Below are 12,434 nucleotides of genomic sequence, written 5' to 3'. Positions count from 1 at the left end.
CGACTATGCTATGTATTAGAGATTAGGAATACAGAGGGGGATCTCATCATGAAACGTTCCGTAAGACTGTTGGTTTCCGCTGCGACGCTGTTGCTGGCAGTCGGGTCGACGGGCTATGCCGCCGACATCATCGACGGGCCGGTGGCCGACTATTGCCGGACCGTCGGCACATCGAACCTGGTGTTGAACGACAACATCGTCGATCTCAAGGTCCAGGTGGTCAAGCTGATGGACGAGTCGGTGGCCGTCGCCAACAGCTCGGAATGGATCAATTCGTCCCGCCCCGCCTTCGTCTGGGCGTCGGAAGCCAAGGTCGCCTGCGGCATGGCCTATGGCTACCTCAAGACGAACTACAAGGACGAGGACACGCTCAACAAGTGCGAGTGCTTCCACGACCGCATGGTCGAGTACATGAACTGACCGAAAGGGATCAAGTCGCGCCGACAGGCTGACGATGATCGCCCGTGGAAGATTGTCGAGAGCGATTGCCGGAGCGATCGCACTGGCCGTTTTTGCCCCTGAAGCCCGTGCCAACTGGCTGGAACGACCTGCCCTCGAGCAGCAAGCTCCGTCCGGCTTGACGCGGCCGGTTCGCTGCGATGTCGCTCCGGAATGGACGCGCGAGACATTCAAGGCGTTCGCGACGTGCCAGGCATCGCTCTACGGCTTGGAGCCGGTGCTGGCGCACGCGGTGATGGAGATCGAAAGCGGATTCGATCCCGATGTGCACGGCGCCGATGGTGAGGTCGGGTTGATGCAGGTAATGCCCGCGACGGCCCGAATGCTGGGCTTTCGTGGCTCGCTCGACGAGCTTGGCGCGCCGGCGACCAACATCGCGCTCGGCGTCAGATATCTGGCGCAGGCAAACAGCCTTGCCGCAGGCGATCTCTGCACCACCGTCATGAAGTATCGTGCCGGGCACGGTGAAACCCGGTTCTCCGAACTTTCGGTCCGCTACTGCCGGCGTGCGCGTGCAATCCTGGCGAGAGAAGGTTTTGCGGTGGCCGGGCCATTGCCGGTGGCGACGTTCGGATTCTCCGCATTCCCGACAGCAGGAGACGATGGTGCCCCTGCCCCGGCGAGGCGGATTTGTGTGCGCCGGCTGTTCGTGCCGGGCCCGCGATACATGAAATGCACGGACTATCGAAGCGCCGGGCAAGCCAGAATGATCAAGGCGCTCCGGGCAAGACTTTTCGACGGCTGAGCCATAATCCAGCAATTGCAAAGACGGCGAGGCAAGTCTGCCGTAAGATGAACGGATGAGACCGGGACAAATACCCGGCGGGATATCAGGGAGGCATCATGGATTCTGGCCGGCAGCGACACGGTTCGTGGACGTGGGCGATCGTCTTTGCGTTCGCGGGCATAGTGTCGGGCTGCCAGTCGAAGGGCAGCGTCTCGGACGCGCTCGACCCGGCGGCGATAGCCGCACCCGGAGCGCCGGCCGCCGGCGCTGTTGCCGGTCCCGCCCAGGCGACGCAATCGCTCGGCACGGGATCGACGAAGGTCACGATGCTGCTGCCTTTGTCGGCCCCGGGCAACGCCGGCGAAAACGGCAGGAAGATGCTCGATGCGACCAAGCTGGCGATGGCCGACCTTGGAAATGTCCTGCTCACGGTCACGGTCGAGGACACCATGGGCGACAGCGCGCACGCCAGCGAATTGGCGGTGAAGGCTATCACCACCGGAGCCACGATCGTCATCGGCCCGGTGGAACTTGCCGCGGCTCAGCACATTGCCAAGCTGTCGGGATCGAAGCGGCCGCCGGTGCTGGCGCTGGCCGACAATTTCGCCGGCGGCCCGGGCGTCTATGCGGTGCGCCTCAACGAGGCCGACAGCGCGGCCGCGGGCGCAGCCGGCCTGGCGGCCAAAGGCAGCAAGAAGTTCGTGTTGCTCGTCGCGGCAGGAGCGAATGCCGGCGCGGTTGAAAAGCGGGTCGCCAACAGCCTCAGCATCTATGGCGCGACGCTCGCCGTCACCATTCCGTATCCGGCCGGCGATGGCGGCACCAAAGTGGTCAATGATATGGGCTCGCTGGTCGAGGCTCCCGATGCCATCATCATCGCCAGCGGCGACGACAATCCGGCGCAGATCCTTGCGGCGCTCAAAACGAAAGGCATTCCTGGAAAAGCAATTGCCGTCGTTGGAACCAACCGCTGGCTGGAACATCCGATGGAGCCGCTGTTTGAGAGCTCCTACATCGCCACGCTCGACCCAACCGAAACCGGCCCGATCGCCGACCGCTTCAAGACGACCTACAATTATCCAGCCGACGCCAATGTCGCCTACGCCTATGATATGGTCGCCCTGACAGCAGGAATTGCAAGTTCGGCCGGGCCTGACGGCTTCAGCAAGCAGGTGCTCGAAAATCGGAGCGGATTTCGCGGATCGACCGGCCTGTTCCGGTTTCGGGCGGATGGCTCCAGTGAGCGATCCATGCCCTTCTACCAGGTTCGAAAAGGCGTACTCAAGCTGGTCGCCAAATCGACATCGGGGTATTGAGGGGCAAGGAACCTTGCTTGAGTTGATGGGCTGGCTGAGGCACAATCGCTTGATATTGCTCGGAAGCCTGCTGCTCCTGTCCGGGGTCTTGTTGATCATCCGGGCCGCCGATCTGCTTCCCATCGATCGGCCGATACCAGCGCCGCGTCAATCCATCGACGATAGCCAGCCAATGCGACCAGTTGCGACCGTCGCCAATACGCCATGGCGAGGACGGGCACGCAAGATTGCTCAGGACCTTATCGCGCCGCCACAGCTTGATTCGGCGCAAATCGAACGGGTCGAGCCGCGCCCGCCGCTCAGCGACCTTGGTCTGGCCGCGCCTGCAGGGATGCGAATGCCAAAGGATTGGAAAGAGGTCCTGCTGTACCAACCGGTTGCCACCTCGTCGGCAACCTTCGAATCGATGGGGCGCAAGGTAGCCATCAGCGGGATCCAAGGCATTGACCTGGATGAGACCTGTTCCTTTCGTGGCATCGCCTGGCCTTGCGGCCAGCGTGCGCGCGCGACGTTCAATTCCTGGCTGCGCGGCCGGGCGCTGAAATGCGTCGTGCCGCCGGAAATCGATCGTTTTGCCATTGCGGCACCGTGCAGCTTGGGCAAGCAGGATGTCGGCGCGTGGCTTGTTTCCAATGGCTGGGCGACGGCCTTGGCGAGTGGCATCTATGGCAAGGCGGAGGCAGTGGCCAGAGAGGCGCAGATGGGGATATTCGGCCCGCCGCAATAGCCGATAATTCGGTGTCGTTGCTTTTGCCGCCGTAGCCTTGCTTTTGAAGGGCTGATTTCGGGCCGATGGTAGGTGATTGCGCCATTACTAAAATTGTATGTTTCCTCGAAACTGAAAGTGCAGCACCTTGGCCTTATGACAGCCGATCAGGCGGGAGATTGGCTAATGATGACACCAATGGCGAATAGCTCGCCCCGGCAATGGAAAGATATCGCATGGCTGACTGCCCTGGGATCGGCGGGAATTCTGCTCCTCTCGGTTGGCCTAAATTATCTGCTTCTGTTCTCGGAAGCCTTGACGCCCTTCGGCCGCAGCATGGTCACAGCGATCCTGTTGCCGGTCATCGTCGGTGGCCCACTTTTCCTGTTCATTGGACTGCAGCGGACCGAGCTCGTCCGTTATCGAAGAGAACTCAACAAGTCGGCGACCTTTGACAGCCTGACAGGCTGCCTCAACCGGACAGTCTTCACGTCGATGGTTGAAAGGAGAGCAACCAGGCCGGAATCGTCTGGTCCAAGATCTGGCGCCTTCCTGGTCATTCATCCCGAACACATCAGGTCCATCAATCTGCGCTTCGGCCTTGGCTGGGGTGACGAAGCCTTGCGGCTCATAGCCTCGACCATCCAGTCATCGGTACGCAAGGAAGATCTGGTGGGCCGGATCGGAACCTCCATGTTCGGGGTCTTTCTGCCCGGTGCGACAGAAGACGACGCCAGGGAGATCGGCGAGCGTATCCGGGCGCGCGTGGCCCAAGCCTATTTCGCGCCAAAAGGAACCGCGGACACGCTGACCATCAGCGTCGGCGGCGTGGTGTTTGAAAACGAGTTGGAATTCGAGGACATGTTCCGATCGGCGGAATCGCTGTTATCCGGCGTGGAGCACCAGCCTGGACTTCAACTGTCGCACCTCCACAACTAGCTGAGACGACTCGTTGCCGGAGGAACACCGCCGCAAATATGTCTTGCCGCACGGCTGCGGCAGCGATCATCTTGCCCTTGTTGCCAAACCGGACGATTGACCCATGGGGCGGTTTCAACCCGTGGGAGGTCTGGCTCCTGACGGTGCTGATGGCATCGGCCGCGCATCGCTGGCAGTATTGCCGGACCGATCAAGTTCTGGTTGCCGCTGGTTGCAGCAGCCTTGATCGCCTTGATGGCCGGCTATGGGACCATGCTCCTGCCGCCGAACTCCTGACAGGCCGAGACACCCGCCGCGCGAGTAGCATCAGGTTCGGCGCTCAGGGTACGAGCGACAAAGCTTGAGGCACACAGATAGCAGCTGGATCCCCACGGCTCTCTCTTCATCGGTTGGGATCACAAGCGCGTCGACGTCGGAACCAGCAAGGCTGATGACCTCGTCGCCTCGCCCATTCAGCTTGTGGTCGATATTAACCGCAAGCCAGCCGGCCACAGCCCCGGCCCTCTCTCGAATATATGGCGCGTTTTGGCGTATGCCTGCCTTGAACACCAGCGTGTCCAGTCCGCCTATCGCAGCGGCCAGCGACCCGATCTCGCGTGCGATACGATAGACGAAGAGATCGACTGCTTCGGCGGCAAGAGGATCATCGGAGTCGATTAGCGTCCGCATATCACCGGATATCCCTGACACTCCGAGCAGGCCGGATTGCTCGTAGAGAAGGGTGACCAATCGTCCGTCTGCAGCTTCCGGTCATTCAGCTGCGCGCTTTGCCCCAGCCAGCCCACGCGCCTTTCTCGTTCGCCGGGCTTTGGGCTTACAATTCCAATCTCGACATAACCAGCTGCACCATCATCACATGATCAACAGCCTCTCATTCTCTACCAGGCATACTATGACGCCTGGCTGGACCCGGGGACCAAAGGACCAGCCTCAAGGACATTCTCAGCCACGACATCGACGGTCAGCTGCAGTTCAACCGCGTTGGACGTGAGGTGAACACGAGCGCCGTCAACAAATTTCCCAACGACCATCCCGGCCTGGTCGGGCGGAGCCGGCGACTTTTTCTGTTCGCCGAAATCGTCAAGCACGCCCCTGCTGGGGCGAAGCTTTCTAAAGCACGCTCCGACCTCATATTTTCAGGAGGGCGGGATGACAGAGCGTCAGCAAGAGATCGTCGCGAATGCATGGGCACTGGCTACGGGCGCACAACAAATCCTAGAGGCGCTTCTCATCATGCTGAAAAAGTCGGGAACGTCGCGCGACCTTCGATTGCCGGGTAGCCGGGAAGTGGACCATCAGTTAAGGGTCCGTAGCTAGAGCGTGATAAAGCAGCAAACACACTATCATAGAAACGGCGCTGCCTAGCAGCTGGTCTGCCGTCAGGCCGGAAAAATAGACAAGATGAAACCCACCAACGCTCTACCAATCACGGTTCGGAACACTGCCGAAATAACCGTTAGTCGGCGCTAATGTTCCGGTCTGGACTCGCTACCGCTTTGGAAGCATTCTGCACTCGGGGGAGAGGGCGTGGGCAAAGTCCAGCGTCATCAAGGTGCGGATCAGGCCGACCGCTGGCGCAAGAACGCAAAGGGCCGGTGGATGTGGCGACGGCAATATCTGCCGGCGCTGGTGATGGTTCCCTGACCGGCTCATCCCAGCTGGCTGGCTGAGTGGCACCCGCACGGCCGGCGCGGGGAGCTGCGATATCAAGGGCAACATTTCCACCAGTACCGATGAGCGATTTATCACGTCCAGTGCAGGAGCATTACTGGAAGACGACGATCAGTTTCAGTACAGCGAGCGCTGGCTGTGCAGCGAGGCAGAGGCATGGGCCGCCGGCTGGCGCAAAGCAAGGCGGTAGCGCGGTAGCCACCACCATGTGCAGGCCCACCAGCCCGTCATCATGGTCCGAACCTGATCGCACCCGCCGACCTTGGTCTCAACGTCGTTGATTGGCACTGCCACGCGGCTTTCCTTCATTCGCATGGTTCGCAGACATTAGCATGATCGCATACTCTCATCATCCGGCGTCGTCTCCCTGTCGAGGCCGAGCACGTGCGCCTTGTCGAAAGACATGTGGCGCTTCCACGCGGGCGAAAAAAGTCGCTGGTTGACAAGGCTTAAACTTCGTTGCCGACCCCAGGAACAGCCCACTGAAACTTTCTCCTTCACATCGGCTCTGGTCGCCTCCCGCTAGCTGCCGGCGCGTTGCGATATCGGCACAGTAGACGGGTTGGCATTTCCGAACTTTCCGCCATGTCGTCGCGATGACGTTGGCGAAGGCGCTTCAGCAGATCGCGTGAGGCTTGAATCGCCCTGCGCGATTGATCCATGTTCTGGCGAAACGTGGCGCGTTCCTCCATGGACTTCTGCCACTTCAGCAAGGTGGCCGTAGTCGCAGTAGCGGCTTGAGCGATTTCTATGGGCGTTGCAACCATCGCATTCTCCCTAAAAAGGCAATGGTAAACGCAATCTTTATAGGCCCAACGAAACCCTTCTCCAATTAAAAACAACCATACGGCATACGGCAAAATGGCTATTCGTCGGGGCGCTCGACGGCAGCTTCGTCGACCTCGGCCTCCATCTCGTTGTTGACGGTTTTGGTCTTGCCAAAACCGTCCATCGCCACACCGTCAAAGCCCTGCAGCCACGCGTCGGCATGTTCCTGCCAGTAAGCTGGCACCTCACGCTCCTTGCCATCCTTGCGCGCTTGGGCGCCGTACATCCAGGCGTAGGTGGCGCGTTCCTGATCTTTCTTAGGCATGGCCATTTGCATCATCCTCCCGGAAATCCAGCAGCCTTGCGTGCCGCAGCTTCTCTTCGCCTTTGAGGGTCTCGACCCAGCCAACCAGTCCGGGCTTCAGCCACTCGGCCTTTTCCTTTTTATGTCCCTTCGGGACCGGGGCCGCCAACCTTGCCCTGGACACGATCCCAAAGCGCTTGCCGCTCATCGGCATTGAAGTTGACGAGTGCGCCGCCTTTGTAGAGGCCTTTTCAGCCATGATCACCTGGGTAGCTTTGCCGCGCTCGCGCTGTGCACCGATGATTTGCATTTCCTTTTCCTCAAAGCACTTGATCTTGCGCCAAGCGCTCGTTTGCCGCTGCGATATGGACTGCCCTCGAGCTTCGAGACCATGCCTTCTAGCCCGTCTCGTCGACCAGGTGGCAAACGGCGTCACCAGTGCGGCATCGCTCCGCTGAATTGAATGCGCCCGCCGGCAGGGATCATTTCGTGCAGGATCTCGCCGCGATCTTCGGTCGGCATCCCGCGCAGGTCATGATGCGTGGAACCCTGCCGGTTGCTGACCGTTCTCCGTCAATGGAAGCCCCGAACCAACAGAGCCAAACGATCCTCGTGGTTGACGGCGACGTCATCGCCCGATGCGTCATCGCGGACTATCTCCGCCACTGTGGCTACAGGGTGATTGAGGCTCATTTCGCACGTGAGGCGCAACAAGCGTTGAACTATGCGGAGTTCGGTGTGGACACCGTCTTGTGTGACGTTGACCTGCCGGGCAACATGAACGGGTTCCAACTGTCGAAGTGGGTTCGCGAGAACAAGCCCGAGGTCAAAATAGTGCTTTCTGCCGCAGTAGAACGAACTGCGATCGCGGCGGGCGACCTTTGTCAGGAAGGCCCGCACCTTGCGAAGCCGTATGAGCCGGCCAACGTAGTGGACCATATCAGGCGACTGCAGCGTGTTTGGAGCTTACGATCCAGGAACCCTGGTGCAAAGCGCAATTGATCTCTGTCCAGACGCCGAGAGGCTCGTCTGCATACCAATGGTGATTTAGCCCTGCGAACTGGACGCCGCTCAAAGGAAGAACGGCGTATAAGCCGCAGTCCTGCGTGCGGCCGCAACAGTGGACGGTTGTCCCGCGCAGGACGGAGGAAATTCGCCCTCCTGCCGCGGTGAACGGGATACCGTAGGAGCGTCAGCATAGCGCCGGCCACAGGACGGGACGCGGCACCGACTGTCCCCGTCCGGTAGTCCGCATGTTTTGGTCGAAGCCGACCGGCTGAGATCGTGCGCATTTTGGTTCTCGACGGTACGGCCGCTGATCGGCGATGATGCGAGGACCGAGTTGCCCGGAAGAATCGATCTGGTCTTGCACCTTTTTTGCTTCCTCATTCGCGGGGCAGCTTGTGATTTTCCAGCCTGACAGACCCTCCCCTGTCTATAAGAAATTTCCCGACGCATGAGCGCACGTCCAACACAGTGCGGACTCCAATGCTCACCGGCAGCGCGAGAATGGTAACCACCTATCTTGAGGGGAGCGCCACGTGCGTAATCAACGATGCAGCGCTGCAGTTCGCTTGAGAAAACCGCATCTCTTCGTCACCGCCTCATCGAGAGCCACCGCTGCGGCATCCTGAATACAGGTCGGCGATCCGAAAAACATGCATTGCGCAAGATTTTCCAAACTGATGCCAAGACCGGCCCAAGCGTCCATCCTAGCCTGCAGATGCTGTTGAGAGGAACTCGCCGTTGAATATTGTGCTGCGGTAAACCTCATCGCTGATGATCCATAGATTGTGCCGCTCGGCAAATGTGGCAATGATCCTCCTTGCCGAATACATATCCGCCGGGATTGTTTGGGGAATTCAGCAAGATCGCCCGCGTTCGATCTCCTACCGCTGAACGGAGAATATCCTCGGATGCCTTCCGCCGCGCATTTTGCAGCGATAGTTTGACGGGTCGGACCACTGCTCCATCGGCGCGTATTGCCGCTTCGTATGTAGATACCAATGCTCGAGGCAAAGCACCTCGTCGCCAGCTCCGGCAACGGAAGCTTAGTGTGATTGAGCGGCCAGGCGGCCGGTCCCCAATTCGTTCGAATGATGCGCTTGCCTCGCCAATGTCGCATGGTGAGTCAGCCGGCAAACCAAAACACTCAACCGCCGGTTAGGCCCGGCCGCCTGATGCGCCCCACAAGAGGCTGTGCCGGGCCGTTCGTCGGGGCTTCTGCACCTGAGCGTTAATGTGCCCAGGCAACACACCATTGACGCCAAGACGATGGCAAGAAGGGGAGCCGCGCAGTCCTCAAGAATAAGTCAGCAGGCACCTAGACCGATGTAGGGCCTTCCAATCGCAGCTCTCGGCTCCTCGCGGCGCCGGCGCCCTGGCATCGTTTGATTGAACGAAGACGCTGAGTTGAGCTCTCGATACAAAAGCATCTCAGTCCTCGTGCCTCAATGGTTCCGGGCATGCGGCTGCAGGGGATGAAGTCATGAAGTTCAGGGATTTGATCAGACGCGCCGAGGACAATGTGGAGAGGTCGTTCGACGATCTCGAAGCTGACTTGGCTAACGCTGTCGACCAGTGCCTCGATTTGGAGGATGTCGCCGACGTGCCAAACATGGCAGGCGACAACAACGAACAGGATGACAGCGTATGGAGTGAGGGCGGTGCCGGCGACGACGATGATAGCTCGCCGATACCAGCACATCGGCTGACCTCACACACGCAGAGCCGAATTGCTGCCGTGAGCTCGTTTAACGGCTTGTTCCACGATGCCAAGCTCCATTTCGAGGAGATCAACGCAAAAATCTCCGAAATTACAAGCACATGTCAACTGACGTTCGAGTTTTTTCACATCCTTCACGCGGACATTCTCCGTGCCAACGAACTGGAGTTGGCGAATCAAAATCTGATCGCAGATCAAAGGAGCTTGTCGGAAACACTCAATGACCTGAACAGACGGTACTGTGAGCGTCAGGGCACGGTCGAGACATTGCAGCAGCGCCAGGCAAGCCTTGTTCAGGAGTGCAAAGTGCTCCGTGGCGCATTGGCCGCGGCAAGGCTGGAGCTGGTCGAAGCGGCGAACACCACCACAAAGAACGAAGCGGAATTTGGCGACCTCACGAACATGCTTGCCGCCGCAAATGTCGAGGCCGACAGGCGCTCCCGAGAGAACAAACAGCTGCGTGAAAAGAATGTGAGCCTGTCTATTGACCTGGAAAAGGCCATGAAGCGGGAGGAAGAGGCACGGCATAGGCTGGATGCCTTCTCCACGATCCATGCCAACGAAGCTGCGCGAAATTCCGAAATGCTGAGTGCGCTCGGCAAGAGCGAAAAAGAGGCAATCAAATTGCACACCTCACTCGAGGTTGCGCAGGCGAAGTTATGGGAGGTGACCGAAGCAGCCAGGATTATGCAGGCGGACATGGATGGCGAGCTTAAACGCTGCCAGGCTGAGAACCGAGGATTGCGCTCAGAAGTTCAAAGCCTCCAATCGCGCTTCGAACTCGCCTCAATCGCAAACAACGAGGCCGCGGCCGAGATCGCCAGGCTCCAGCTACAATGGAGCGACGCCCTAGCGGAAAAACAGGTGACTGACGAAAGGTTGGCCGCACTCGCTGAGGAGGCCGAAACCAACAAGGTGAACCTTTCCAAGATCACCGCAGATTTTGCACAACTGTCCATGCAGCAGGCATCCGATCAGATTGAACTCGATGTGAGACGGCAGGAATGTGAGGACTTGCGGGTCGAAATTGCCTCGGTCAATGCTCGGGTCAGGGAATTGCTGCCCTACAAGAGGTCGCATGGAAGCGCGAACGCCTTGCCGCATACATCTGACGTGGCAAATGTAGCGGTGACTGCAGACCGAACGGTGCATGCCGCACGCCGTGTCCGCCGGAGGGCCCTCGCCGCGTCGTAGGGGCAAAGAACCTCTCCTCGTGAGGCAATTGCCCCTGTCGATGATCGTGGAACGGTATGCGCTCTTTGTTGCGCAAAAGATGACAGGACGCTAACGCTGTTGTCGGAGCAGGACTTGGTGAGGCGGCCAGGAAAATCCTGTTGGGGCCTTGTAGCCGGGACAATGTCCCAGACGAGCTCGCGCGTCGTCCGCCGGCGTCACCCCTGTCCGGCATCACGTCGCCTACCAGCCAGTATGTCAGCAAGCACGCCTGCAGTGTGCCCGCGGTCGACCGCCCACAGCCGCCATGTCATTGCCGGAAAGCCCTCGACATCTGGTCGGTAAGTGGCTTCAGCAGATAAGACCAGACGCTGTGTTCGTCCGTACTTATGTGAACCTCCGCTGGCATACCGGGTTTGAGCACTTTGGCATCGGTCAGACATGTGGACTTGTCTTCGACATTGATGCGCGCCGAGAAATAAGAAAGCTGGCGCTGTTGATCTTTTATCAGGTCCGCCGAGATGCGCTTGACAGACCCTTGGCAGGCAGGCGTGGTACCGGCGTCGAAAGCCGGAAACCGGATCGAGACCCGCTGACCTGGACGAACGTCATCTATGCGCGACGGCGCAATCAGCGCGTCGACCACAAGGTTGCCGGTGTCAGGGACGATCATCATCAGAACTTCGCCCGCGGCAATCACGCCGCCGATCGTGTGAATGGAAGATTCCTGTACCGTTCCCGATTGCGGAGCGCGGATGGTGGTTTTGGCCAGTTCGTCCTGCGCCACAACCTTGCGCTCGCTGAGTTCGGTCTGCTTGGCTTCCGTTTCACGAAGTTCGCTCGTTACGTCACTACGCCTTTGTTCATCGAGCTGAAGTATCTGCAGTTCGGTCTCGCTGATCCTGGCCTGCGCCTCGGCAACCGCCGCCGCGAGGCGCCCTGATTCTCCGTGCGCCCGGGTGGCATCCAGTCTGATGTTGCTAAGTCGCTCTTTGGACACCAGCTTCTTTGTAAAAAGCGCCTGTACATCGACAAGATCGCCATCCAGCAGGACCACGGATTGTTCTTCCGCGGTCTGTTGCGCCTTGAGGCCCTCAACTTGGCGTTCGAGTTGCTTTGAGCGGCTTTGCAACTGTGCCTTCTGCCCGTTGAGGGCCGTAGCGCGGCTGTCGAACAGCGTGCGCTCGCCGTTCACCAGCGCAGCCAGCTCCGGCTCGCCCATTCGCGCTTGAAGGCTGAACGGAAGCTGCATCTCCGACAGGCCTTGCCGCTCTGCCTCCAGCCGCACAAGCCGAACCGTTGCCCGATCAAGATCCTTGCTAATTATCTGCAGATTGGCCCGTGTCAGTGTGTCGTCCAACCGTGCCATCACATCGCCGGCCCGTACATGGTCCCCATCTTGCGCGAAGATGCCCCCTATCGTGCCGCCCGTCAGATGCTGGACCTTCTTTATGTTGCTCTCGACCACCACGGTCGCAGGCGCAATTACCGCGCCAGCAATCTTGGTCAGACCGAGCCAGAGCCCGCCGCCGGCAATTAACGTAACCGTGACCGCCGCCCCCAGGATCAGGTTGGCCCTGATTCCATCGCGCGTGCCCGAAATCATCGCGTTGCGCCGGCTCCCATTGCCGATCGGGGCCGATGGA

14 protein-coding genes are annotated in these 12,434 nt (G+C 59.6%); 7 read left to right on the top strand and 7 right to left on the bottom strand.

What is annotated here, in order from left to right; translation table 11 throughout:
* The first annotated feature begins 48 nt into the window (after positions 1-48).
* From ACYG9R_RS20105 to ACYG9R_RS20085, 5 genes are all read left to right on the top strand, one after another.
* The gene (locus ACYG9R_RS20105) at positions 49-420 is read left to right on the top strand and encodes a hypothetical protein (protein ID WP_023824758.1); all 372 of its coding nucleotides are present in this window, start codon (positions 49-51) and stop codon (positions 418-420) included.
* A gap of 247 nt (positions 421-667) precedes the next feature.
* Entirely contained in the window at positions 668-1,204 is a 537-nt protein-coding gene (locus ACYG9R_RS20100) for a lytic transglycosylase domain-containing protein (protein WP_460221843.1), read from the top strand.
* Between the two features lie 98 nt (positions 1,205-1,302).
* Positions 1,303-2,502, top strand: coding sequence for an ABC transporter substrate-binding protein (locus ACYG9R_RS20095; RefSeq protein ID WP_023824756.1), 1,200 nt, complete (start codon positions 1,303-1,305; stop codon positions 2,500-2,502).
* 13 nt (positions 2,503-2,515) lie between these two features.
* On the top strand, positions 2,516-3,229 hold the full coding sequence (locus ACYG9R_RS20090) for a thermonuclease family protein (RefSeq protein ID WP_245260106.1): 714 nt from the start codon (positions 2,516-2,518) through the stop codon (positions 3,227-3,229).
* Between the two features lie 165 nt (positions 3,230-3,394).
* Complete coding sequence (locus ACYG9R_RS20085) at positions 3,395-4,147, top strand: GGDEF domain-containing protein (RefSeq protein ID WP_023754503.1); 753 nt, start codon at positions 3,395-3,397, stop codon at positions 4,145-4,147.
* A 306-nt stretch (positions 4,148-4,453) separates the two neighbouring features.
* Here ACYG9R_RS20085 and ACYG9R_RS20080 read toward each other — a convergent pair whose 3' ends face one another.
* The 5 genes from ACYG9R_RS20080 to ACYG9R_RS20060 form a co-directional block, all read right to left on the bottom strand.
* On the bottom strand, positions 4,454-4,876 hold the full coding sequence (locus ACYG9R_RS20080) for an acetate/propionate family kinase (protein WP_023824754.1): 423 nt from the start codon (positions 4,874-4,876) through the stop codon (positions 4,454-4,456).
* 1,059 nt (positions 4,877-5,935) lie between these two features.
* Complete coding sequence (locus ACYG9R_RS20075; RefSeq protein ID WP_155929682.1) at positions 5,936-6,112, bottom strand: hypothetical protein; 177 nt, start codon at positions 6,110-6,112, stop codon at positions 5,936-5,938.
* Positions 6,113-6,315: 203 nt separating this feature from the next.
* Positions 6,316-6,585, bottom strand: coding sequence for a hypothetical protein (locus ACYG9R_RS20070; RefSeq protein ID WP_023824750.1), 270 nt, complete (start codon positions 6,583-6,585; stop codon positions 6,316-6,318).
* 98 nt (positions 6,586-6,683) lie between these two features.
* On the bottom strand, positions 6,684-6,917 hold the full coding sequence (locus ACYG9R_RS20065; RefSeq protein WP_023670915.1) for a hypothetical protein: 234 nt from the start codon (positions 6,915-6,917) through the stop codon (positions 6,684-6,686).
* A complete protein-coding gene (locus ACYG9R_RS20060; RefSeq protein WP_023824749.1) occupies positions 6,904-7,200 on the bottom strand; it encodes a hypothetical protein in 297 nt (98 codons plus the stop codon). Before ACYG9R_RS20060 ends, ACYG9R_RS20065 begins: the two co-directional genes overlap by 14 nt.
* 179 nt (positions 7,201-7,379) lie before the next feature.
* On the opposite strand from ACYG9R_RS20060, the gene ACYG9R_RS20055 reads away from it, so the two are divergent.
* Entirely contained in the window at positions 7,380-7,892 is a 513-nt protein-coding gene (locus tag ACYG9R_RS20055) for a response regulator (protein ID WP_023753040.1), read from the top strand.
* Between the two features lie 547 nt (positions 7,893-8,439).
* Here ACYG9R_RS20055 and ACYG9R_RS20050 read toward each other — a convergent pair.
* Positions 8,440-8,664: a hypothetical protein gene (locus tag ACYG9R_RS20050; protein WP_196813616.1), complete on the bottom strand. Its 225-nt coding sequence runs from the start codon at positions 8,662-8,664 to the stop codon at positions 8,440-8,442.
* A gap of 714 nt (positions 8,665-9,378) precedes the next feature.
* Here ACYG9R_RS20050 and ACYG9R_RS20045 point away from each other — a divergent pair.
* A complete protein-coding gene (locus tag ACYG9R_RS20045; RefSeq protein WP_023824748.1) occupies positions 9,379-10,809 on the top strand; it encodes a coiled-coil domain-containing protein in 1,431 nt (476 codons plus the stop codon).
* 289 nt (positions 10,810-11,098) lie between these two features.
* On the opposite strand, the gene ACYG9R_RS20040 is transcribed toward ACYG9R_RS20045, so the two are convergent.
* The gene (locus tag ACYG9R_RS20040; protein WP_348528062.1) at positions 11,099-12,394 is read right to left on the bottom strand and encodes an HlyD family type I secretion periplasmic adaptor subunit; all 1,296 of its coding nucleotides are present in this window, start codon (positions 12,392-12,394) and stop codon (positions 11,099-11,101) included.
* Between the last annotated feature and the right edge of the window lie 40 nt (positions 12,395-12,434).

This window comes from Mesorhizobium sp. RSR565B (genome assembly GCF_054719465.1).
The sequence above is the reverse complement of the archived record's forward strand: the minus strand, read 5'-3'. Positions and strand labels throughout refer to the sequence as shown.

What these genes read in the sequence shown, in the direction of transcription:
- ACYG9R_RS20105 (WP_023824758.1), top strand. Translation starts at nt 49, where the DNA reads ATGAAACGTTCCGTAAGACTGTTGGTTTCCGCTGCGACGCTGTTGCTG.
- ACYG9R_RS20095 (WP_023824756.1), top strand. Translation starts at nt 1,303, where the DNA reads ATGGATTCTGGCCGGCAGCGACACGGTTCGTGGACGTGGGCGATCGTC.
- ACYG9R_RS20085 (WP_023754503.1), top strand. Translation starts at nt 3,395, where the DNA reads ATGATGACACCAATGGCGAATAGCTCGCCCCGGCAATGGAAAGATATC.
- ACYG9R_RS20070 (WP_023824750.1), bottom strand. Translation starts at nt 6,585, where the DNA reads ATGGTTGCAACGCCCATAGAAATCGCTCAAGCCGCTACTGCGACTACG.
- ACYG9R_RS20065 (WP_023670915.1), bottom strand. Translation starts at nt 6,917, where the DNA reads ATGGCCATGCCTAAGAAAGATCAGGAACGCGCCACCTACGCCTGGATG.
- ACYG9R_RS20060 (WP_023824749.1), bottom strand. Translation starts at nt 7,200, where the DNA reads ATGCAAATCATCGGTGCACAGCGCGAGCGCGGCAAAGCTACCCAGGTG.
- ACYG9R_RS20050 (WP_196813616.1), bottom strand. Translation starts at nt 8,664, where the DNA reads ATGAGGTTTACCGCAGCACAATATTCAACGGCGAGTTCCTCTCAACAG.
- ACYG9R_RS20045 (WP_023824748.1), top strand. Translation starts at nt 9,379, where the DNA reads ATGAAGTTCAGGGATTTGATCAGACGCGCCGAGGACAATGTGGAGAGG.
- ACYG9R_RS20040 (WP_348528062.1), bottom strand. Translation starts at nt 12,394, where the DNA reads ATGATTTCGGGCACGCGCGATGGAATCAGGGCCAACCTGATCCTGGGG.